18 protein-coding genes, 2 tRNA genes and 3 rRNA genes (1 of these 23 running past the window's edge) are annotated in these 21,988 nt (G+C 45.6%); 18 read left to right on the forward strand and 5 right to left on the reverse strand.

The genetic code is table 11. From position 1 onward, the window contains the following. The 5 genes from DEH07_08455 to rrf form a co-directional block, all read left to right on the forward strand. A 16S ribosomal RNA gene (locus DEH07_08455) occupies window positions 1-62 on the forward strand (it extends 1,481 nt beyond the left edge of the window). Window positions 63-185: 123 nt separating this feature from the next. Then, window positions 186-262 (forward strand) — tRNA-Ile (locus DEH07_08460). Window positions 263-305: 43 nt separating this feature from the next. After that, window positions 306-381 (forward strand) — tRNA-Ala (locus tag DEH07_08465). Between the two features lie 142 nt (window positions 382-523). After that, window positions 524-3,531 (forward strand): 23S ribosomal RNA (locus DEH07_08470). A 75-nt stretch (window positions 3,532-3,606) separates the two neighbouring features. Then, window positions 3,607-3,722: ribosomal RNA gene (rrf, locus tag DEH07_08475) — 5S ribosomal RNA — on the forward strand. The 16S, 23S and 5S rRNA genes sit together here with 2 tRNA genes alongside, the layout of an rRNA operon. Window positions 3,723-3,785: 63 nt before the next feature. Here rrf and DEH07_08480 read toward each other — a convergent pair. Together DEH07_08480 and DEH07_08485 are read right to left on the reverse strand one after the other, a co-directional pair. Beyond that, complete coding sequence (locus DEH07_08480; protein ID HBY04540.1) at window positions 3,786-4,685, reverse strand: hypothetical protein; 900 nt, start codon at window positions 4,683-4,685, stop codon at window positions 3,786-3,788. 465 nt (window positions 4,686-5,150) lie between these two features. Then, a complete protein-coding gene (locus DEH07_08485) occupies window positions 5,151-6,119 on the reverse strand; it encodes a hypothetical protein (protein HBY04541.1) in 969 nt (322 codons plus the stop codon). Window positions 6,120-6,303: 184 nt separating this feature from the next. Here DEH07_08485 and DEH07_08490 point away from each other — a divergent pair, with 184 nt between their 5' ends. Continuing rightward, on the forward strand, window positions 6,304-6,666 hold the full coding sequence (locus tag DEH07_08490; protein ID HBY04542.1) for a YraN family protein: 363 nt from the start codon (window positions 6,304-6,306) through the stop codon (window positions 6,664-6,666). 31 nt (window positions 6,667-6,697) lie between these two features. Here the strand turns inward: DEH07_08490 and DEH07_08495 are convergent, their stop codons facing one another. After that, window positions 6,698-8,395, reverse strand: a complete 1,698-nt coding sequence (locus DEH07_08495) for a copper amine oxidase (protein HBY04543.1) — start codon at window positions 8,393-8,395, stop codon at window positions 6,698-6,700. A 370-nt stretch (window positions 8,396-8,765) separates the two neighbouring features. On the opposite strand from DEH07_08495, the gene DEH07_08500 reads away from it, so the two are divergent. From DEH07_08500 to DEH07_08525, 6 genes are all read left to right on the forward strand, one after another. Beyond that, on the forward strand, window positions 8,766-9,233 hold the full coding sequence (locus DEH07_08500; GenBank protein ID HBY04544.1) for a transcriptional regulator: 468 nt from the start codon (window positions 8,766-8,768) through the stop codon (window positions 9,231-9,233). A 32-nt stretch (window positions 9,234-9,265) separates the two neighbouring features. Further along, on the forward strand, window positions 9,266-9,793 hold the full coding sequence (locus DEH07_08505; protein HBY04545.1) for a hypothetical protein: 528 nt from the start codon (window positions 9,266-9,268) through the stop codon (window positions 9,791-9,793). A 5-nt stretch (window positions 9,794-9,798) separates the two neighbouring features. Next, window positions 9,799-10,872, forward strand: a complete 1,074-nt coding sequence (locus tag DEH07_08510) for a protein arginine kinase (protein HBY04546.1) — start codon at window positions 9,799-9,801, stop codon at window positions 10,870-10,872. 21 nt (window positions 10,873-10,893) lie between these two features. Then, entirely contained in the window at window positions 10,894-13,329 is a 2,436-nt protein-coding gene (locus DEH07_08515) for an ATP-dependent Clp protease ATP-binding subunit ClpC (GenBank protein HBY04547.1), read from the forward strand. 122 nt (window positions 13,330-13,451) lie between these two features. Beyond that, window positions 13,452-14,804, forward strand: a complete 1,353-nt coding sequence (locus DEH07_08520) for a DNA repair protein RadA (GenBank protein HBY04548.1) — start codon at window positions 13,452-13,454, stop codon at window positions 14,802-14,804. Between the two features lie 5 nt (window positions 14,805-14,809). Then, window positions 14,810-15,886 carry a DNA integrity scanning protein DisA gene (locus tag DEH07_08525; protein HBY04549.1) on the forward strand — a complete coding sequence of 359 codons (1,077 nt, stop codon included), beginning with the start codon at window positions 14,810-14,812 and terminating at the stop codon, window positions 15,884-15,886. Between the two features lies 1 nt (window position 15,887). Here the strand turns inward: DEH07_08525 and DEH07_08530 are convergent, their stop codons facing one another. Continuing rightward, window positions 15,888-16,286 carry a DUF1573 domain-containing protein gene (locus DEH07_08530; GenBank protein ID HBY04550.1) on the reverse strand — a complete coding sequence of 133 codons (399 nt, stop codon included), beginning with the start codon at window positions 16,284-16,286 and terminating at the stop codon, window positions 15,888-15,890. Between the two features lie 227 nt (window positions 16,287-16,513). On the opposite strand from DEH07_08530, the gene DEH07_08535 reads away from it, so the two are divergent. From DEH07_08535 to DEH07_08550, 4 genes are all read left to right on the forward strand, one after another. After that, window positions 16,514-16,990, forward strand: a complete 477-nt coding sequence (locus DEH07_08535) for a CarD family transcriptional regulator (GenBank protein HBY04551.1) — start codon at window positions 16,514-16,516, stop codon at window positions 16,988-16,990. Window positions 16,991-17,134: 144 nt separating this feature from the next. Beyond that, entirely contained in the window at window positions 17,135-18,268 is a 1,134-nt protein-coding gene (locus DEH07_08540; GenBank protein HBY04552.1) for a PIN domain nuclease, read from the forward strand. Further along, complete coding sequence (ispD, locus tag DEH07_08545) at window positions 18,255-18,974, forward strand: 2-C-methyl-D-erythritol 4-phosphate cytidylyltransferase (protein HBY04553.1); 720 nt, start codon at window positions 18,255-18,257, stop codon at window positions 18,972-18,974. Before DEH07_08540 ends, ispD begins: the two co-directional genes overlap by 14 nt. Then, window positions 18,965-19,450, forward strand: coding sequence for a 2-C-methyl-D-erythritol 2,4-cyclodiphosphate synthase (locus DEH07_08550; GenBank protein ID HBY04554.1), 486 nt, complete (start codon window positions 18,965-18,967; stop codon window positions 19,448-19,450). Before ispD ends, DEH07_08550 begins: the two co-directional genes overlap by 10 nt. Here the strand turns inward: DEH07_08550 and DEH07_08555 are convergent. Continuing rightward, the gene (locus DEH07_08555; GenBank protein ID HBY04555.1) at window positions 19,386-20,165 is read right to left on the reverse strand and encodes a hypothetical protein; all 780 of its coding nucleotides are present in this window, start codon (window positions 20,163-20,165) and stop codon (window positions 19,386-19,388) included. The two genes, DEH07_08550 and DEH07_08555, sit on opposite strands and share 65 nt — an antisense overlap. Window positions 20,166-20,428: 263 nt before the next feature. On the opposite strand from DEH07_08555, the gene scfA reads away from it, so the two are divergent. Together scfA and scfB are read left to right on the forward strand one after the other, a co-directional pair. Further along, on the forward strand, window positions 20,429-20,581 hold the full coding sequence (scfA, locus tag DEH07_08560) for a six-cysteine peptide SCIFF (protein ID HBY04556.1): 153 nt from the start codon (window positions 20,429-20,431) through the stop codon (window positions 20,579-20,581). A 21-nt stretch (window positions 20,582-20,602) separates the two neighbouring features. Next, window positions 20,603-21,988: a thioether cross-link-forming SCIFF peptide maturase gene (gene scfB, locus DEH07_08565; protein ID HBY04557.1), complete on the forward strand. Its 1,386-nt coding sequence runs from the start codon at window positions 20,603-20,605 to the stop codon at window positions 21,986-21,988.

Genomic DNA, 21,988 nt, shown 5'->3' on the forward strand with positions numbered 1-21,988 from the left:
ATTGGGGTGAAGTCGTAACAAGGTAGCCGTATCGGAAGGTGCGGCTGGATCACCTCCTTTCTAAGGAGTTCTTAAAGAAGGGTAAGCAATTACCTCATCTATTAAGCATTTCCTAGGTCGATCGTTCATTTTGCCTACTGTTTGGTCTATAAATTGTACTTCAGGCGACTACTGATGACTGATTTGGGCCTATAGCTCAGTTGGTCAGAGCGCACGCCTGATAAGCGTGAGGCCGGTGGTTCAAGTCCACCTAGGCCCACCATGAGAATGTAATCGACGAAAATTGTCCTTTATATCTCAAATCCGGGGGTGTAGCTCAGCTGGGAGAGCGCCTGCCTTGCAAGCAGGAGGTCACCGGTTCAAGTCCGGTCATCTCCACCAAGGATCAGTAGTTAGTCGCAAATAAAAAGTTTTAAAAAATGTTCTTTAAAAATGTTCTTTGAAAATTTCACAGCGTAAGAAACAATTTTACTGAGTCAGGGAAAGATTTAAATCAATCCATGACGAAATGATCATGACCATAATGGTCAAGTTAGAAAGAGCGTACGGTGGATGCCTTGGCGCTTTGGGCCGATGAAGGACGTGGTAAGCTGCGATAAGCCACGGGGAGCCGCACACAGGCTTCGATCCGTGGATTTCCGAATGGGGCAACCCGGCGAGGGCGAACTCTCGTCATCCTGCACTGAATTCATAGGTGCATGAAGGGCACCCGGGGAACTGAAACATCTTAGTACCCGGAGGAAAAGAAAGCAAAAGCGATCCCCCTAGTAGCGGCGAGCGAACAGGGGTCAGACTAAACCAGGAAGCGCTTGCGCTTCCTGGGGTTGCGGGAACTCTATAACGGCTGACTATTCTTAGGTGAAGCGGCCTGGAAAGGCTCACCATAGAGAGTAACAGTCTTGTAACCGAAAGGGAGCATCAGCCAGGAGTATTCCCAAGTACCGCGGGGCACGTGGAATCCCGTGGGAATCTGGGAGGACCACCTCCCAAGTCTAAATACCCAAAGCGACCGATAGTGAACTAGTACCGTGAGGGAAAGGTGAAAAGCACCCCGGGAGGGGAATGAAATAGAACCTGAAACCGTATGCTTACAAACAGTCAGAGCACTATTGAGGAGTTTCTCCTCAAGTGTGATGGCGTACTTTTTGTAGAACGGACCGGCGAGTTACATTTAACGAGCGAGGTTAAGGCTGATTAGGCCGGAGCCGCAGCGAAAGCGAGTCTTAATAGGGCGTTTAGTTCGTTGAAGTAGACCCGAAACCGGGTGATCTACCCATGTCCAGAGTGAAGCGCGGTTAAAACCGCTTGGAGGCTCGAACCAACCGTCGTTGAAAAGGCGGTGGATGAGGTGTGGGTAGGGGTGAAATGCCAATCGAACCCGGAAATAGCTGGTTCTCCCCGAAATAGCTTTAGGGCTAGCCTTGACGGAGGATCCCGGAGGTAGAGCACTGATTGGGCTAGGGGCCTTCACCGGTTACCAACCCCATTCAAACTCCGAATGCCGGAAATCTGCTCGTCAGGAGTCAGACTGCGGGTGCAAAGATTCGTAGTCGAAAGGGAAACAGCCCAGACCGACGGCTAAGGTCCCAAAGTTGTGCTAAGTGGTAAAGGATGTGGGGTTGCCCCGACAACCAGGATGTTGGCTTAGAAGCAGCCATTCATTTAAAGAGTGCGTAATAGCTCACTGGTCAAGTGGTCCTGCGCCGAAAATTAACGGGGCTCAAGCACAACACCGAAGCCACGGACTTGCAATTTTTGCAAGTGGTAGGGGAGCGTTCTGTATGCAGCGAAGCTATACCGTGAGGAGTGGTGGAGCGTACAGAAGTGAGAATGCCGGTATTAGTAAGCGAAAAGGCAGGTGAGAATCCTGCCCGCCGAAAGCCTAAGGTTTCCTGGGGAAGGCTCGTCCGCCCAGGGTAAGCCGGGGCCTAAGCCGAGGCTGAAGAGCGTAGGTGATGGATAATCGGTTGAGAATCCGATGCCACCAGTAGCCGTTATCAGGATGGGGTGACACAGGAGGGAAGACCATGCGCGCGGTTGGAAAAGCGCGTCCAAGCCAGTAGGGGGTGGAACAGGCAAATCCGTTCCACATCAAACCCCGAGAGGTGATGGGGAGGGAAATAAGTACTGAAGTGGTTGAAGCCCATACTGTCAAGAAAAACCTCTTACGAGGCTCACTGGCGCCCGTACCGTAAACCGACACAGGTAGGCGAGGAGAGAATCCTAAGGCGCGCGAGAGAACCCTCGTTAAGGAACTCGGCAAAATTACCCCGTAACTTCGGGAGAAGGGGTGCCCCATTAGCGTGGGATCACTTGCTGATTGAGCGCGAGGGGGCCGCAGAGAAGAGGCCCAAGCGACTGTTTACCAAAAACACAGGTCCCTGCTAAATCGTAAGATGATGTATAGGGGCTGACGCCTGCCCGGTGCTGGAAGGTTAAGGGGAGGGGTGAGAGCTCTGAACCGAAGCCCCAGTAAACGGCGGCCGTAACTATAACGGTCCTAAGGTAGCGAAATTCCTTGTCGGGTAAGTTCCGACCCGCACGAAAGGCGTAACGATTTGGGCGCTGTCTCAACGAGGGACTCGGTGAAATTGTAATACCCGTGAAGATGCGGGTTACCTGCGACAGGACAGAAAGACCCCGTGGAGCTTTACTGTAGCCTGATATTGGATTTCGTTATTTCATGTACAGGATAGGTGGGAAGCTTGGAAGCCAGGGCGCCAGCCTTGGTGGAGCTAACCTTGGGATACCACCCTTGGGATATTGGAGTTCTAACTTGAGGCCGTTATCCGGTCTGAGGACAGTGTCAGGTGGGCAGTTTGACTGGGGCGGTCGCCTCCCAAAAGGTAACGGAGGCGCCCAAAGGTTCCCTCAGCGTGGTTAGAAATCACGCATTAGAGTGTAAAGGCATAAGGGAGCTTGACAGCGAGACACACAGGTCGAGCTGGGACGAAAGTCGGGCTTAGTGATCCGGCGGTTGCGAGTGGAAGTGCCGTCGCTCAACGGATAAAAGCTACCCCGGGGATAACAGGCTTATCTCCCCCAAGAGTTCACATCGACGGGGAGGTTTGGCACCTCGATGTCGGCTCATCGCATCCTGGGGCTGGAGTAGGTCCCAAGGGTTGGGCTGTTCGCCCATTAAAGCGGTACGTGAGCTGGGTTCAGAACGTCGTGAGACAGTTCGGTCCCTATCCGTCGCAGGCGCAGGAAACTTGAGAGGATCTGTCCCTAGTACGAGAGGACCGGGATGGACAGACCTCTGGCGTACCAGTTGTTCCGCCAGGAGCAGCGCTGGGTACCTATGTCTGGAGAGGATAAGCGCTGAAAGCATCTAAGCGCGAAACCCACCTCAAGATAAGGTTTCCCACCCATTTGAAGGGTGAGATGTGAGAGGTAAATAATCTCACACCTCCTACATCTCACCTTTCGGTGGGGTAAGACCCCTGGTAGACTACCAGGTAGATAGGCCAGAAGTGTAAGCCGGGTGACCGGTTAAGCGGACTGGTACTAATAGGTCGAGGACTTGACCTTAAAATGGTTATCTTCAGTAAAGGTAAAAATTAACTTAGGCTGTGAAATTTTGAGAGAATCCAACAGAATAAATTTTCCGGTGACAATAGCGGAGGGGAAACACCCGTTCCCATCCCGAACACGGCAGTTAAGCCCTCCAGCGCCGATGATACTTGGGCCCTGGGCCCTGGAAAAGTAGGACGTTGCCGGAGAACTTTTAAGAAAGCCCCGTGGTAAACACGGGGCTTTCAAATAACCTTTTTTGTTTTAATCGTCTAATTAAACCCTGTAATTTTAAAGTAGTTGCAGATCACATATTTTACTATATTATCATTAAAAATAAAATGATGAGACTTAAAAATATGCTTATTTTTACCATCCCATGTATTACTATGAATTGTATAAGTCGAGTTTGCATTTATAGCGTCAGGGTTATATCCCCTTCGATCTGACACACCGGTTCCTCTTCCTGAGGAAAATCCAAGAGACATGTCACCCCCGGCTACACGATCATTTGTATAATAAAAACAATTCATATGCAGAAATTCTTTGTCAATAACATTATCAGACGCATTTAAGATCTGCATATTGATTCTATTTTCATCAGGATTTTTATATTCTACAAATTCTACTTTTTGGGGGATTATCTTGTCTTGAAATGATTCGTCCAGATTTTGCATTTCATCAAGGTGGGTCAAACTATATGCATTTAAAAATTTATCATTTTTCAGAATTAAAACATGATGCTTGGCATCCCATTCCAAAGGCGTATTGCAAATTTGGGAGATAAACCTGGCCGGAACCATCAGTGAGTTGTTTCTCATAATTACAGGGGTATCTAAAACAACTGGTTTATCGTTAATATAGGCTTGTTTGTTGTTAATCATCACTTGAGCTTTTGTCACATCAAAAATAATATCTGCTTTTCCTTTTATTGGATCAAAAGCTACCTTAAATCCCATCAAGTCACGGGCGATACTGAGGGGAAACATTGTTCTGTTGGCTTTATCGATAAAAGGAAGTTCCTGGTCCGCATATAAAATATAAGAATTATTTAATTTTAACACAACCCCAAGATTATTCATAATACTTGCATCGGCAGTCGCCGAAAACATTGATAAAATAGAAAGTACGATGATTAATTTTATTAAAATTAATTTTATTAAAATTTTCACAAATTCAACTCCTTTTCAACATATTTAATGCTTTATTTGTCCCTTTTCAGCAAACCTTTTTGACCAAGAAAAGCAGTATCTTATTTATAAAAATATAATTGTTCGAGCTTGCCCATTAAAATAAATACTGAGAATGGTAAATTTTCTCCTGCTCTCATAGGATTTCAGCTATGAGTCGTGATTGTCCTTGACATGAAGCCTCGCACCCGTGTTTCCAGGGACAGAAGGCAACCCGGCACTAGCCCATTCTATATGACCATCGGCAAACCGAATAGGGTCAGTTTATATAGACTATATAGTATAATAAATATGCTCGTTATTACAATGACTAAAACATTTACTATTAAGGACATCCAGGGTGCGGCTGAAGAAATTCCAATGGCTGTCAATAGGTCCGTGAATAAATCAAGAGATTCACGCCTATTGACAGCCATTGGCTATATTAGTCTTATCTTACATTTTACATTAGAGATTTCCACATTTGACCCAAACTTTTTCGTTCGCTTGGTTTGTGTAATCCACCAAAACATTACTTGTTTTATAGCCGCACATAGATGATGTGTTGCTTGAATTCATCAGGACCTCTGAACCACTTGTAGTTCCAATTTTCACATTACTCCAACCAACATTTTTAATAAATGACCCTGTTGTTAAGTCTTGATGGTTCTTTATTTGTCCGATTGAAGTTATTCTTTTTATTTGCATTCCCACTCCACTGGTTTTGAAATTTAAGGATGTAGAAACAGCAACGACCAGAGTATGAATTGACGGATTGCCAGCTTTATCATACCCGCTGCAATATAAAGCTGCCTGATTGTTTTGAGGTGTATAATATTTCATATATACGCTTGTTCCCATTTTATAATTACCATAATCGGGTGTAATGACACTGCTTGCGCCGGTGACAAACATACCCCAAGTTTCATTAGTGGGAGCTGGACCTGCCTCATAATTCAATGCTAATCCCATATCAATTTGTCCTCCAGAAGTGACAGCGCCAGTGTATATATATCCCTTGTCACCGCTTGTTGCAGACGGTGTCATAACTGCTTCATTCGGTTTTGCAGGCAAATAAATATTGGCAATTAATCGGGAATAACCTGACTTGGATAAGACTTTTCTGTATGGGCCGCTATTATTATTGGTGCATTGACTTGAAGGATGTTGATATCCGCTGGAAGTTGCGGTCAAGCCTGTTTCTTCTGTTAATGTAGTAACATCAGGTTTTGTAATACTATTGATATTGCCTTCATCAATAAGAGGTATCTCATTCGTTAGTAATTTTAATTTGCCGGTTGCATCAAATTTGCCTTCATTTTGTTTTTTAAATTCAGCAAGTAAAGAAGCTTTATTAGCGTAATATGATCCATCTAAAGCAATATAAAGAACATTTTCTCTGTCTTCTTTGTCTAAATGCTCCATAATGTCTTTCATAATGGCCTTATCCTTTTCAGGGAGACTGGAATCAATGTAAATTGTTCCATCATTTATTTGATTAGTTTTAGCAGAAACACATAAGACTGTTGATAACAATATACTGTATATGCTTTTATAATTTTTAAGTTTTTTACGCTGTTAACGATGTGAGATGAAAAAGTCAGAATTGAAGGAGGTTTATATGTCCAACCAGAGACAGAACCTGGGGCGCCGGGGAGAAGATGAAGCGGTTTCTTACCTGAGAAAAAAAGGATACATTTTGCTGCAGCGTAATTACAGATGTCCTCTTGGCGAAATAGATGTCATTGCCAAGGACAGTAAAACTCTGGTTTTTATAGAAGTTCGCGCCCGCAGTTCCGAAAGGTTTGGGACTCCTCAGGAGAGTGTCAACCGGAACAAAATGCTGAAAATACATAGAGTTGCCCAGTATTATCTCAAGACTGTGCAGAAAGAAGAGGAGCCGGTGCGGTTTGACGTGCTGGCTTTAATGTTTGATTTAGAAAATCAGCTTAAGCAGTTAGAACATATTAAAGGCGCCTTTTAACTTTTTAATGGTTAAATAGTTATCCAATGAATCATTTTTCAAGAGGTATAAAAATCAGGTTTACCGGCAGGAAAGATCCTGACGGCGGGATTAAGGACAGGGTTTTGCGTTCTCCCGGAAGAAGCACATCAATCAGGGCGCCGTTTACTGAGGGTTTTAGCATACCGGCGCTCGGCAGGTAAACCAATTGATTGTCCCATTTGCCTGCTCCTTCAAAGACACCTCCCCGGGCAACAAGGATAACTCCGGTTTTATATTTCGCTTCAATGGTTATTTCGTAAAGTACCCCATAGTCATTTTCAGTATTGCCAAGATCATCTTTTCCGTCAGCAATGATTAGCCGTGACTTTTCGTGGTTGTCCAGTTTTATAGATATGAAATGGGAACCCACCGGAAATATGCCGCGAGAATGTGCTTCATCCTCCGGAAGCATTTCCATCAATCCATTATATGGCAAAAGATCCGGGCTGCCTGCAGCCACAACCGAAAATAAAATATTTTGGTTTGTTTTGATATCAAATAAACCATCTATACATTGACCGGCGTGTATCGGCGCGCTAGTGTAAAAAATCTTTCTTTCTCCGGGTTGTATGGTTATAGGAGGCAAGGATTCTGACGCAAGGTAACGGTAAACGGCCATTCTGCCTGTATACATAGCTTCACCGGGTCCGCCTGTTCCCTGTTTGCCGATAAATATCTGTTCGGCTTCGAAACCGGTATTCGTGGCCACCAGATAAACATATTTATTTTCGGTGGTTCCATTTAGGTGATGGTAACAAATACGGGTTGGTCCTAAAATATTTTCCGTGAATAATACCCCGTCTTCGGTAATTATTTCCGGGCTGTTGCTTAAAAAAACTTTTTCAGTGCCCTCTGTTATATTAACCGGATTAACAACCTGCAGGCTGATAATCGGAATCTGCGTCATATCTAATGATTCCCCGGGGACGGGATATGTGAAATTATAAGTTAATTCGTCCATGAGCACGTGATCATTTATGGTAATGATCGCGTTAAAAGGTTCGCTCCAGGCTTTGTTGCTGTCCTGGACACGCAGAGAGACTCTATTTACACCCGGCTTGAAAAAGGCGCGTTTCTTTCCTGTCCACTCCCAGGCTATTATTTTGTCGCCATCAGGGTCATAGCTTGAATCAATATATTCTACTGTCTCTCCCTGGTCAATTACGGTTTTTACGAAGTTAAAACATGCTACCGGCGGCTGATTGGGCGGCGGCGGAAGTGTTAGGGTAAGTATTATGTGAATCTCTTTGGTCTGGGGCAGATAAGCCACGTGCGCTCCTAAAGCCTCGCTTATAAAACGCAAAGGGACTAAAGAGGCATTCCCGATTATTACAGGAGGAGAAACAAGGGGTTGGGGATCGCCATTTATCACCGCCTCATTTTTCCCTACCTCAAGCTGGATCTCTTTGCCAGGGGCAATGATAAATATTTTTTTAGTATCCTGTTCCCACCTAACTTCTGCTTTTAAGCCTTCAGCTATAAACCGCAGGGGTACCAGTGTAATTTCATTTTGAATTACCGGCGCTGCCGTGAGCTGGAATGTTTTCCCTGCTATCAAAGCCTGTTCTTCTCCAATTTTTAAGATGATTTCCGAGGAAGAATCGGCCCCGGCAAGGGCGCTGCGCTGCCAAATTGTTGTACAGAGCAAAAGAATAAGAAAGAAAAATTTATGTTTCTGATTCACTGACCTTACCCCGCTCCCATGAATTTTCTACATTATCCCGGCAATTGCTGGTATGTTTTCACTATTATATCAAGAACTATCTAATTATGGAATGTATAAGGATAGAAAAATTTGATGAGATTATTATTATTTAAGTAAAAATCGGCGAATAATATGGCGAATGGCCTATTGCTTGTTTTGGGAACAGGCGGCCGACATTAATAAATAAAAAATTATTTCCGGTAAATTTAAAATGTTAACAGGCAGAACTCATCCGGCAGAGGTTAAATTGAGAAAGTTTTTTATGATATTTTTTACTTGCTATAATCTATGTTAAGTGGTTATAATATATATAGTCAAAGATAGTTAAAGTCTAATTAAGGACAGTTTGCGCTTTGCGAGGTGGTGAATTATAGTGCCAAGCATTTCAGAAACTATTGAAGAACATCTAAAGAGCTTATTGGCCAAGAGCCATGGCGGCGCAATTGAGATCCAGCGCAATGAAATGGCAGTTTTTTTCAACTGTGTCCCGGCCCAGATTAATTATGTTTTAACCACCCGTTTTACGGTTGATCATGGTTTTATTGTAGAAAGTAAAAGGGGTGGGGGTGGTTATGTCCGTATATTAAAACTGCCTCTGGGAAAAGAAATTGAAACCATTTCCTATCTGTATGGTTTAATCGGAGAAAGAATGTCCGGCAGAAGAGCGGTGGGTATAATTCAATACCTTCTCGGAGAGGGGCTGATTACTGAAAGAGAAGCCAGACTAATGATTGCGGCTGTGAGCAGGAACGCTCTCAAGGCAAATTTGCCGGGCCGCGATCAGCTTACGGCGTCTGTATTAAAAGCTATGATATTTGCTGTCCTGCGGGACAGCAAATAAAAAATAATTTTTTAAAGGAGTATGCAAAAGTTATGGAATGCGAGCGTTGTCACCAGCGTCCCGCTACTGTTCATATAACGGAAATTATTAATAATACGAAAAAAACAATCCGTTTATGTGAAAACTGCGCCCGTAAAATGCAGGCGGAAAGTTTTGGTCAGATGCCGCAAACGAATCTGCACAGCTTTCTTTCCAGCCTTTTAAACAACGAGTTTTTCGGAGCGTCGGCATCTCCGGCGCAAGAAGACGCCTCCGAGCAGACAAGGTGTTCGTCCTGCGGGATTACGGAATCAATGTTTATCAAACAGGGACTGCTTGGTTGCGGCGCCTGCTACCGCAGTTTCAGCGGACGACTTGAACCTGTGCTTAGAAGAATACATGGCGCAGCCCGTCATACCGGCAAAGTTCCTGAGCGCTCCGGAGGGAAAGTAAGGATTATAAATAAAATTGACAATTTAAAGACCAAGCTCAGAGAAGCTATCAGCCGGGAAGAATTTGAGCAGGCAGCCCTATTGAGGGATGAAATCAGGGGACTGGAAAACGACTTAAAAAAGGAGTAGGATTTATGTCCATCAAACAAATTTTAAAAGACTCTCACAGTCCCTGGATGGATGGGCAGGGACGGGAATCAGATATAATAATCAGCAGCCGTATCCGGATTGCCAGGAATCTGGCCAAACTGCCTTTCCCTCATTTGTTGTCTTTTGAACAGGCTGATCAGGTCATCTCTTCAGTTGAAGATGCCCTCAGGAAAAATATACCGCTTGATAAAACGGGTAATTTTGAATTAACCAGGATGACGGATTTGCCGCCTGTGGAAAGGCAAGTATTAGTTGAAAAGCATCTCATCAGCCCTGATCTGCTTGACGATTTTCAAAAAAAGGCTGTTGCCGTCAGGGAAGATGAAATTCTAAGCGTGATGATCAATGAAGAAGACCATTTAAGGCTGCAGTGCCTAATGGCCGGACTTAACTTAAATGAAGCGTGGAATTTGATTAACCTGCTCGATAATGAATTGGAGGCAGGTCTGGATTACAGTTTTGACGAACACCTGGGTTATCTGACCGCCTGTCCGACCAATGTGGGTACGGGTATAAGGGCCTCAGTTATGCTGCACCTTCCTGGGCTGGTGAAGATCAATCAGATTAAAAGTGTTCTATTTACTATTAATAAACTTGGTTTGGCGGTCCGAGGCTTGTATGGGGAAGGTACGGAGGCTTCAGGCAACCTTTTTCAGTTTTCAAATCAAATAACACTTGGTCAGACAGAAGAAGATATCATAACAAACCTAATTTCTGTCGCCAGGCAGCTGCTTAATCAGGAAAGAGCAGCCAGAGAGGCTTTGTTCAAACAGTATCGCGAGCAGATGGAGGACCGCGCCGGAAGGGCTTACGGATTACTGAAACATGCCAATCTGATGTCTTCTGACGAAGTAATGCAGTTATTATCCGACTTTAGGCTGGGTATTGATTTTGGTTTTATTAAGAACATCCCGGCCAATCTGGTCAGTGAGCTTATTGTATTGACTAAACCGGCCTTTCTGATTAAAAAAGCCGGCAAGGATCTAACTCCCTTTGAGTGTGATCTGTACCGTATGAAAATGATCAGGGAAAAGCTTGCTGAAGTAGAGCAGGCATAAGAATTGTAAGGGGGAATGAAAATGTTTGCCCGTTTTACACAACGTGCTCAAAAAGTATTATATTTAGCTCAAGAAGAAGCTAAAAGGCTTAATTATCCTTTTGTCGGCACTGAACATCTGTTATTGGGATTAATCGGGGAAGGTGAAGGTGTCGCCGCCCGTACTCTGGCCTCTTTAGGAATTGAGGCGGACAGGGTAAGAACAATGGTTGAGGAAATGGTTGAAAAAGTCGTTCAGGGTCCTGCTTCAAACGAGATGACACTAACGCCCCGGGCCAAACGGGTATTGGAACTGGCGGTAGATGAAGCCCGCAGGATGGGACATAATTACGTGGGAACCGAACACCTTCTCCTGGGGCTGATCCGTGAAGGTGAAGGCGTTGCAGCGCAAGTTCTCAACTCTTTCGGGACCGACCAGGAAAAGGTCAGACAAACCATCTTTCAGATGTTGGGGAACAGTCCTGCGCAGGGGCAGCCGCAAACAAGAAAAGGCGGGGCTTCCAACACCCCCACCCTTGACCGTTACAGCAGGGATTTGACCGCTCTTGCCCAGGAAGATAAGCTTGATCCCGTAGTGGGCCGCGAAAAGGAGATTGAACGGGTAGTTCAAATTTTAAGCAGGCGTACAAAAAATAATCCTGTGCTGATTGGTGAGCCCGGGGTGGGCAAGACTGCCATAGCCGAGGGTTTGGCGCAGCGCATAGTTAGCGGCAATGTCCAGGAGATCCTGCTGAACAAACGGGTGGTAACCTTGGACCTGCCCTCTATGGTTGCCGGCACAAAATACCGCGGTGAATTTGAGGAGCGCATTAAAAAGGCTGTTGAAGAAATAATCAAAGCCGGCAACATTATTGTCTTTATCGACGAACTGCACACGCTTATCGGCGCCGGAGCGGCGGAAGGCGCAATTGACGCCGCGAACATTTTAAAACCTGCGCTGGCCAGGGGTGAGCTGCAGTGTATTGGCGCAACCACCCTTGACGAATATCGGAAACATATCGAAAGAGATCCTGCTTTGGAACGCAGATTCCAGCAGATAAAAGTAAGCGAGCCGACTGTTGATGAGACAATAGAAATTTTGAAGGGATTAAGGGATAAATACGAGGCCCATCACCGGGTGCGCATTACAGATGACGCCCTGAACGCAGCGGCGCGCCTGTCTGACCGGTACATTACCGATCGTTTTCTGCCTGACAAAGCTATCGACCTTATTGACGAAGCCAGCTCAAGGGTGAGACTTCAGGCCTTTACTGCTCCTCCGGGAATCAAGGAGATGGAAAAACGTCTTGAAGAAACAAGCAAAGAAAAAGAAGCGGCCATAAATAACCAGGAATATGAAAAAGCCGCCCAACTCCGGGATCAGGAACAGCAGACCAAAAAGGATCTGGAGGTAATGAAGGAGGCCTGGAAGACACAAAAGCGCGGCGAGGAACTGGTAGTCGGAGAAGAAGATATTTCTCAAATTGTGAGCAGTTGGACAGGGGTTCCGGTAAAAAAACTTGCCCAGGAAGAATCAGAAAGGCTGCTTAATCTGGAGGAACTGCTTCATAAAAGGGTTATTGGCCAGGAGGAAGCGGTCCATGCCGTTTCCAGGGCTATCCGCCGGGCCAGGGCTGGTTTAAAGGATCCAAAACGGCCAATTGGCTCATTCATCTTTCTCGGTCCTACGGGTGTTGGTAAGACTGAACTTGCCAGGGCTTTGGCGGAGGCGCTTTTTGGTGACGAAGATCTCCTTGTCCGCCTGGACATGAGTGAATATATGGAAAGGTTTGCAGTATCAAGGCTGATTGGAGCGCCTCCCGGTTACGTGGGATATGACGAAGGCGGGCAGCTTACTGAATCTGTGCGGCGAAAACCATATTCGGTTTTACTGCTTGATGAAATTGAAAAAGCCCATCCGGATGTTTTTAATATTCTGCTTCAGGTGCTTGAGGACGGCCGCTTGACCGATTCCAAAGGGCGTGTTGTCGACTTTAGAAATACGGTAATCATTATGACTTCAAATGTCGGTGTACAGACGCTCCGTCGCGAGGGGACGCTGGGTTTCCATACTGCGGATGACCAGCAGGCCGGTTACGAAAGAATGAAAGGCAAAATTACAGATGAGTTAAAACGGACCTTCCGGCCTGAATTTTTAAACAGAGTCGATGAGCTTATCGTGTTTCACTCCCTCAGCTCTGAACACATTAAAGAGATTGTCGGCCTGATGATTGAAGATGTTGCCAAACGCATGAAGGAAAACGAGGTTGAAATTAGTCTCACCGAAGCCGCTAAAGACTGGCTGGCCAGGGAAGGCTTTGATGAGGCATACGGCGCAAGGCCGCTGCGGAGGGCCATCCAGCGTCAGGTTGAGGACAGTCTGTCTGAAGAGCTGCTGCGCGGTACTTTTACACGCGGTGACAAGGTGGTCATAGATGTAAAGGATGAAAAGATAGTGGTTTTGCCGTTAAGATCATAAGTAGTTAAAAATATTCTTAATTTGTATAATTTGTATTAACTGCTGCGATAAATTCTGGATGAATCAGTAAAATTAAGTTACAATAAAAATATTATAAATGTTTTTATCTGGAGAGCCCGTGAATGGCCGTTAAAACTACTTTTTATTGCCGGGAGTGCGGATACCAGTCACACAGGTGGCTGGGCCGCTGTCCTGGCTGCAGTTCCTGGAACACCTTTTTAGAGGAACCGGGTCCGGCGGCAGCCAATCCGGCTGTTCTGCCGGGCGCTTTGCCGGTGATTATATCCGAAATTCAGACGGAAGCGGAAGAAAGGTTTTCGTCCGGCATAGAAGAGCTTGACAGAGTGCTGGGAGGCGGAATCGTCAATGCTTCGGTTGTTTTACTGGGTGGGGACCCGGGCATCGGTAAATCCACTTTGCTTCTTCAGGCTGCCGAACGGGTAAGCAATAGCGGACGGCGAGTGCTCTATGCATCGGGTGAAGAATCGGTCCAGCAGATACAGATGCGTGCGCAGCGTCTGAAGGAGACCGGACGTGAACTGTACCTGGTTTTTGAAACAGACTTAAACAGGCTTGAACAGCATATCATCGACCTTGCGCCCGCCCTGGTTGTAGTTGATTCAATTCAAACCGTTTTTAAAAGTGAAATCAGCTCGGCGCCAGGCAGTGTCGGCCAGGTGCGCGAGTGTACGATGCAGTTGATGAGGCTTGCCAAAGATAAGGGTATAAGTATTTTTATAGTCGGTCATGTAACAAAAGAAGGTGTTCTCGCAGGCCCGAGGCTCCTGGAGCACATAGTTGACACTGTGCTTTACTTTGAAGGGGAAAGGCACCAGTTCTACCGTATCTTAAGGGCATGTAAAAACAGGTTTGGTTCGACAAATGAAATTGGTGTTTTTGAAATGTGCGGGGACGGTTTAACTGAGGTTAATAACCCGTCGGCATTTTTTATGATGAACTATCACAAAGCTCCCCTGCCGGGAACAGTTGTTGTCCCGGTGCTGGAAGGAACAAGGCCGCTGCTTGTTGAGATCCAGGCCCTTGTTTCGCCGGCTGCTTTTGGGTCGCCGCGCAGGATGACAGCGGGAGTTGATTACAACCGGGTGGTTTTACTGGCGGCGGTTCTCGAAAAAAGGGCTGGGCTGCCTTTAGCCGGATATGATATTTATGTAAAAGCAGTTGGCGGAGTTCATCTTGATGAGCCTGCTGTGGATTTGGGTATTGCTCTGGCGATAGCTTCAAGTTATCGTGATCGGGCGGTTGATCCTTCTCTGGTGTCTATTGGAGAAGTGGCATTAACAGGTGAAATAAGGCCTGTCAGCGGGATTTCCAAAAGAATTAATGAAGCAGTGAAATTAGGCTTTACAAAGTGTCTGGCGCCGTTAAACAACGCATCTTTAATAAACGAGCCAGGTATGCTTGTACTAGGTATTGAAACCATGTCTGAAGCTATGGAAACGGCCTTGGGGGTGTAGTTTAGATGAGAGAAGACAGGTCCGAAGAAAAGCTTTTAAAGATGCTGAGAACTGTAGCGCCGGGAACATCTTTAAGGGAAGGTTTGGATAATATTTTAAAAGCCAATACCGGAGGCCTGATCATTCTGGGTGACGGCCAGGAGATTATGGATATTTCAGAGGGCGGTTTTGCGGTTAATGCTGACTTTAGCCCCGCAAGCCTGTACGAACTGGCAAAAATGGACGGGGCTATAATCTTAAGCTCGGACGCCAAGAGAATTCTGGCGGCAAATACGCAGCTGATTCCAAATTTAAGTATTCCATCCACTGAAACCGGAATCAGGCACCGGACAGCCGAACGTGTTGCCAGGCAAACAAGCGCAATGGTTATCTCCATATCGCAGCGGCGAAACGTAGTTACCATTTATAAAGGGAATCTGAAATACGTTTTACGTGATCTGGGTGTAATTCTTACCAAGGCGAACCAGGCTCTTCAAACACTTGAAAAATACCGTATTGTGCTTGATAAGATTGTCAATGAGCTGGGCATTCTGGAGTTTGAAGATTCTGTTGCGCTTATTGATGTGGCAAGGTATATTCAGCGTGTTGACATGGTATTGCGTGTAGTAGGTGAAATTGAAAAGTATGTCAGTGAACTTGGCGCCGAAGGCCGTCTGATTACCATGCAAATGGAAGAACTGGTCAGCAACGTCGAGCCGGAAAGCCTGCTGATCATTCAGGACTACGCTGCTGCCGTAGGGGATAAAACACCGGCTCAGATTATGGATATAATTAACAGTTGGCCGGCGGAGGACCTGCTTGATTTTTCACTTATCGCACGCACACTTGGATACCCCGGAAACGTGGGTGTTCTGGATCAAATAGTTTCCCCGCGCGGATACCGTATTTTAAGCAAAATCCCCCGGCTGCCCTTGCCGGTTATAGAAAACCTGGTCAGGGAATTCGGGGTTTTAAAAAATATCCTCAATGCTACAATTCAAGAATTGGATGAAGTAGAAGGAATAGGTGAAGCACGCGCCCGTTCAATAAAGGAAGGCCTGGCCCGTTACCGCAAACAGCTTTTCCAGGAAAGGCATTTTTAATTTAAGCCAGGTTGAAAATACCGAGGATTTTAAGCTGCTTCTGTTCCTTAACTAAAACATCGTGCAGGTCCAGTTCGAGCAGTTCACATAATGCAGCTAAATAAAAAAGGGACCGTCCAACAGCTGTTTCAACTGTTTCTTTGCAGTCCTCACACATTTCTCCTATAAGATGGGATTCCAAAATATTTTTTAAATCAGCCAGCAGAACGTCCGAGGGGATTTCCTTTTTGCCGGCCTGAATCTTAAGGCAACCGCAACCGGTTACTGCTTTTGTGACAGCCCTGGTTAGTCTTGCGTTTGCTTCCTGAATCTGGGAAAGAACGTCAAGAACACTTCTATTGCAGATCAGCACCTCTGAAACCGTATTCTGAAATTCGCTGTAAATTAAGTTTTTTACCATAACGGTTTCGCCCCTTGCTGTTTTTTTTAAGTATAGCTTGGATCGAAAGTTCTGTCAAATGTTTAAATATTTTAAATTTAAAATCAGGAGCGATCCCCTGGACGGAATGCGTTAACCTTTGTCTTATTTGACAAAGGTTGCAACGTGTGTTATTATTTTTATAAAAATAAAGTTAAAATTCCCCCCCCCCAAATAGCGAGTTGTTCTCTTGAAAAGGAGGTTGGCTGTTGTTTAAGATTGGTGATAAGGTTGTCTATCCAATGCATGGCGCGGGGGTTATTGAGGCAATTGAGGAAAAAGAAGTCCTGGGAGAGAGAAATCAATATTATATTCTTCGCCTCCCCGTAGGTGATATGAAGGTAATGGTACCGATTATGACTTCACGGGAAGCAGGTCTGCGGGAGGTTGTCGGCAAGGATGAAATAAAGAAGGTCTTCTGGATCCTTAAAGGAACCTCTACGGCAATGTCAACAAACTGGAACAGGCGTTACCGCGCTAACCTTGAAAAAATTAAGAGCGGTGATATTTTTGAGGTGGCTGAAGTTGTTCGTAATTTAATACGGCGGGAAAAAGAAAAAGCCCTTTCTTCCGGCGAAAAAAAGATGCTGGAAAATGCACGCCAGATTTTAATAAGTGAACTGGCCCTGGCAATTGAGCTTGAGGAAGAAAAAACCAAGTTTTTAATTGACAGCGCATTAGCCTAGAATGATGGTTAAAGATGCGTCGGGCAACCGGCGTATCTTTTGTTTTTGGTGACAAAGTTCGCCAATTTTTTTATTGGACGTTGAACTGTAAAAAGGCTTATAATTAAGGGATAAATTATTTTAAAGACAAAGGAGGTGAAAGAGATGATTCTAAGAAGAGTGATTTTTTTTCTTATTGGAGCGTTATTTGCTTTAGCAGGTCTTTATGCTTCATCGAGGATACTGTGGTTGGGTTTAATTCATTTTCGCACTGACGTACAGCTTCGCTTTTGGATTCTTGCACTGGGAGCATTGATTGGATTGGTAGTGGGGTTGATTCTGGCGCCATGGATTATGCGCGGTTCTAAGGGGATGGCAATCTTTATAGAGCAGAATCTGCAAAAAACACCGCTTCAGGATCTTATTGCGGGCGCAGTTGGTTTGATTATCGGACTAATAATTTGTAATTTAATACGTTCAATTCTAATGGTAATGGGAATCATGGGTATAATTGCCTGGATTCTAATAACTATTTTCGTCTGTTACCTTGGAATTAGTGTCGCAGTAAAAAGAAGAGAAGAACTGATGGGCATATTTAACAACCTGCCGCGTTTGGGGAAGGAAAAAGGTGTCAGGAGCGAAAAAAAGGCCGGGAGTCATAAACTCCTTGACACAAGTGTAATTATCGACGGACGCATCGCGGATCTTTGCGAGAGTGGTTTTCTAGAGGGAACATTACTGGTTCCCGCCTTCGTACTTGAGGAATTAAGGCACATTGCCGATTCTGAAGATGTGCTCAAGCGCAACCGCGGCAGGCGCGGCCTGGACGTTTTAAACTCGATCAGAAAGAATTCCAGGGTAAGAGTACAGATCTATGATAATAAAAGGAATTTGGAAAGCACGGGTGATGTGGATACAAGGCTGGTTAAACTGGGCCAGCATATCGGAGCCAAAATCGTTACCAATGATTATAATCTGAATAAAGTTGCCGAACTTCATGGTGTTGAGGTTTTAAACATAAATGAACTGGCCAATGCCATCAAGTCAGTTGTATTACCGGGAGAAGAGATGCATGTCCAGGTAATCAAGGATGGCAAAGAATCAGGTCAGGGCGTTGCCTATCTGGATGACGGTACAATGATTGTAATCGACGGGGGCAAAAGGTACGTCGGGCAAACTGCCCATGTGCTGGTCACCAGTGTTTTGCAAACAGCAGCAGGACGGATGATTTTTGCAAAGCTGCGTCAGGATGAAAGTAATACCATGGCCAGGTACGATGAGGTGAATGTTCTTGGATAATGTTCTGGCTGTGGTGGTGGCTGCAGGCCAAAGCAGAAGGATGGGCGAAAATGTTAACAAGCTGCTTTTACCCGTGGGTGGACGTCCTGTTCTGTCTTATTCCCTGGCGGCGCTGCAGGAAGCGCCCTTTATAAAAGGCTTTGTCCTGGTTGCGGACGAAAGGGAATCAGACACATATAAGACGCTTGCAGAGCAATGGGGCTGTACAAAAATGATCAGTCTGGTAAAGGGAGGTAAAACACGGCAGGATTCAGTCTGGGAAGGATTAAACGCTCTGCCTGCAGATACCCGGGTGGTAATTGTTCATGACGGCGCCCGCCCCCTTGTTACGCTTAATCAGCTCGATCAAGTTGTTTCCGGTGCTCTGCGTTGGGGCGCTGCAGCGCTGGCGGTTCCTGTAAAAGACACTGTCAAAGAGACCGGTACGGGAAATTTTATTGCCCGAACCTTAAATAGAGAATCTTTATGGCTTGCTCAAACACCGCAAGCCTTTTCTTTTCCCCTTTTGCTGGATGTCCACCGTCTGGCCCGCCGAGACCGAAGGACTGCCACCGATGACGCCGGCTTAGTGGAAGCGATGGGCATCCCGGTAAAGATTATCGAGGGCTCGTATAGGAATATTAAAGTTACCACTCCCGAGGATTTATCAATGATCGAATTTTTCCTGCAGCAACGGGGTAGTTTGGGGGAATACGGATGTCATTAAGGGTGGGTTTTGGCTATGATGTACACAGATTGGTAACAGGCCGTCCCTTGATCCTGGGAGGTGTAACAATACCTTTTGGAAAAGGGCTGGATGGCCATTCAGACGCTGATGTACTTGTCCATGCGATAATGGATGCGCTTTTAGGAGCCGCTGGCGAAGGAGACATAGGAAGGCACTTTCCCAGTACAGATCCCGTTTATAAGGGTATTTCAAGTCTTTTATTGCTGGATAAGGTTGGGCTGATCCTAACCAGGGAAGGGTATTCAGTGGGTAACATCGATGCTGTTATAGCAGCAGAAAAGCCAACCCTGGCTGGTCACCTTTCCTTAATGGAAAAGGAAATTGCCGGCGTCCTGGCAATCAGCAGTAAAAAAGTAAATGTAAAGGCAACCACAACTGAAGGGCTTGGTTTTACGGGGACTGGAGAAGGGATGGCTGCCTGGGCTGTAACGTATCTTGAAGCGAAAGACGGTTGATTTTTTCAAGCAGAATTGGCAATATCTCTTCAGCGCAGCCGCTTAAGTGAATATCTGAAGACATTTCCTCCTCAGGATTTATTTCTATTATTTTTGCCCCCGTCTTGCTTGCAATGCGGGGTATGCTCGCCGCAGGCTCAACAGCGGCGGAAGTTCCAATAACAATAACAACACTGCAGTTATTCGCTTCCAGGTAAGAACGGTAAAGAGCATCATGCGGTATCATTTCGCCGAAGAGCACAACATCGGGCTTTAAAACCCCTCCGCAAGCGCACAGCGGAGGAAGCAGATCGATTGCAACTTCCTTGATTGGATAGCGTCCACCGCATTTTTGGCAGACGAGCCACCTGTTATTGCCGTGGAACTCAATAACGTTGCTGCTTCCCGCTTCCTGGTGCAGTCCGTCTATGTTTTGAGTGATGATGGTCCGTAAATAGCCAAGTCTTTCAAGGCTGGCCAGGGCAAAATGGGCGGGGTTGGGCCTGGCCTTATCTATAATATCGCAAAAAATCTTTAATGCGCTCCAAACTTTGGCCGGGTTCCGCTGAAAAGCCTGAATTGTCCCGTATTCTTCGGGATCATAGTTTTCCCATATTCCGCCGCATCCTCTGAAATGGGGTATGCCGCTGGCAACCGAAATTCCAGCTCCTGTAAGAGCGATTGTATTATTTGCCGCCGCGAAAATTTCGACTGCTGCAGAGTCAATCGGAATCATAATTTTCATTTCCTTAAGGTTCCATGTTGTCTTCCTGACTGGAAAAGCTTTTAAAATCAGCTGAGCTTCTTCTTTTTTATCTTCCGGCGCCAAAATTTCCGTTTCGACTGCCAGACCCATAATTACTTTACTATGCATTAATATATATTATGTTGCGTGAAAAGCAATAGAGATTGTATTATTATTGTATTTTCCCGTGCCCGCTAGTATAATTTTAAAGGTAGCTTTTTAACATATTGCTGATCAGGGGGTAGAAAATCAATATGGGTAAGCATATCAAAACTATAACGGGGCCATTCCTGACTAAAGCGATTGATGACCGTGGATGCGGTGAGTGCCAGACGTCCTGTCAGTCTGCCTGCAAGACATCGATTACGGTCAGCAATCAGACATGTCTCAAAAAAAAGAATAAATAGATCTTGTTTTTAGATAATCAAATGATCCATAAGTTTATTTTTGATGGGACAAGGCTTGTGCTTGATGTCAACAGCGGAGCCCTGCATTTGGTAAGTGAAGTGGCCTGGGACGTTTTGGACGGGTACATTCCGGGCAAGTGTGAAGAACTCGTCAATAAATACTCTGCCCTGCATCCAAGACAGGAAGTTGAGCAAGCTGTAGAGGAGATTGAACTCCTGGTTGAACAGGGTTTTTTATTTACCGGGGATCCTTTTCATGGTTCCTGGGAACAACCTGACAACCGGATTATAAAAGCCTTGTGCTTGTTCCTTTCCGATAGGTGCAGCCTGCAATGCAGGTATTGCTTTGCAAGACCAGGTGTTTCTTCTATTGGAGGCGCCGGCTTGATGACAGAGGAAATAGGCTCTCAAGCGATAGATTTTCTTCTTACCTCTTCCGGGCCCCGCCGCAGAGTAGAAGTTGATTTTTTCGGCGGCGAGCCTTTGCTGAATTTTCCCGTCCTTGAGCGTCTTGTTTCTTACGGCAGGAAAAGATCTTTAGCGCTCGGCAAGGAAATAAATTTTACGGTGACCACCAATGCATTGGGACTTACCAGGGGAATAGGAGACTATCTGTGTGAAAACGAGATCAGCGTAATCCTTAGCCTCGACGGGCGCCCGGAAGTCCATGACCGGATGAGGGTATTTCCAAACGGAAAAGGGTCCTATCAGTCAGTTTTTAAAAACATTTTGGAATTTATTCAAGCTCACCCCCGGGCAAATTATTACCTGAGGGGAACTTATACGGCTTATAATCTGAATTTCTCAGATGATGTAACCCATATGCTCGGGCAGGGATTCAACAAAGTGTCCGTAGAACCTGTGATAGCCCTTGCTCAGGAGGATTATGCCCTGTCGGAAGAAGATCTTCCTTCTATAGGACGGGAATATGAAAAACTGACCAGAGAGATAATATCACGGCTGGAAGAAGGGCAAGAAGTAGATTTTTACCACTATAATATTGATTTAGATGAAGGTGTCTGCCTGCCCAAGCGTTTGGGAGGGTGCAGCGCGGGCTTTGAATACCTGTCTGTAACAAGCAGAGGAGATTTATATCCCTGTCACCAGTTTGCAGGCCGGGAGGGTTTCTTAATGGGTGACGTAAATTCTGGCGTGGTCCGGGAGGATTTGCGTCAATTATTCCGCAATGCCCATGTGTATAAAAAAGAAGGCTGCGGATCTTGCTGGGCCAGGAACTACTGCAGCGGAGGCTGCCATGCGAACGCTCATCTATTTAACAGTTCGATTTATAAACCGGATCAGCTTGCCTGCCGGATAATCAAAAAACGGCTGGAATGCGCACTTTATTTAAAAGCATACCGGGCCATGAAAGAGATAAAAACAACGGAATATAGCTTAAAAGTTTGA

It is taken from the genome of Desulfotomaculum sp. (assembly GCA_003513005.1).
In the GTDB taxonomy this organism is placed as follows: domain Bacteria; phylum Bacillota; class Desulfotomaculia; order Desulfotomaculales; family Nap2-2B; genus 46-80.

What these genes read in the sequence shown, in the direction of transcription:
- DEH07_08485 (HBY04541.1), bottom strand. Translation starts at nt 6,119, where the DNA reads ATGAAAGACATTATGGAGCATTTAGACAAAGAAGACAGAGAAAATGTT.
- DEH07_08490 (HBY04542.1), top strand. Translation starts at nt 6,304, where the DNA reads ATGTCCAACCAGAGACAGAACCTGGGGCGCCGGGGAGAAGATGAAGCG.
- DEH07_08505 (HBY04545.1), top strand. Translation starts at nt 9,266, where the DNA reads ATGGAATGCGAGCGTTGTCACCAGCGTCCCGCTACTGTTCATATAACG.
- DEH07_08510 (HBY04546.1), top strand. Translation starts at nt 9,799, where the DNA reads ATGTCCATCAAACAAATTTTAAAAGACTCTCACAGTCCCTGGATGGAT.
- DEH07_08515 (HBY04547.1), top strand. Translation starts at nt 10,894, where the DNA reads ATGTTTGCCCGTTTTACACAACGTGCTCAAAAAGTATTATATTTAGCT.
- DEH07_08520 (HBY04548.1), top strand. Translation starts at nt 13,452, where the DNA reads ATGGCCGTTAAAACTACTTTTTATTGCCGGGAGTGCGGATACCAGTCA.
- DEH07_08525 (HBY04549.1), top strand. Translation starts at nt 14,810, where the DNA reads ATGAGAGAAGACAGGTCCGAAGAAAAGCTTTTAAAGATGCTGAGAACT.
- DEH07_08530 (HBY04550.1), bottom strand. Translation starts at nt 16,286, where the DNA reads ATGGTAAAAAACTTAATTTACAGCGAATTTCAGAATACGGTTTCAGAG.
- DEH07_08540 (HBY04552.1), top strand. Translation starts at nt 17,135, where the DNA reads ATGATTCTAAGAAGAGTGATTTTTTTTCTTATTGGAGCGTTATTTGCT.
- ispD (HBY04553.1), top strand. Translation starts at nt 18,255, where the DNA reads ATGTTCTTGGATAATGTTCTGGCTGTGGTGGTGGCTGCAGGCCAAAGC.
- DEH07_08550 (HBY04554.1), top strand. Translation starts at nt 18,965, where the DNA reads ATGTCATTAAGGGTGGGTTTTGGCTATGATGTACACAGATTGGTAACA.
- DEH07_08555 (HBY04555.1), bottom strand. Translation starts at nt 20,165, where the DNA reads ATGATTCCGATTGACTCTGCAGCAGTCGAAATTTTCGCGGCGGCAAAT.
- scfA (HBY04556.1), top strand. Translation starts at nt 20,429, where the DNA reads ATGGGTAAGCATATCAAAACTATAACGGGGCCATTCCTGACTAAAGCG.
- scfB (HBY04557.1), top strand. Translation starts at nt 20,603, where the DNA reads ATGATCCATAAGTTTATTTTTGATGGGACAAGGCTTGTGCTTGATGTC.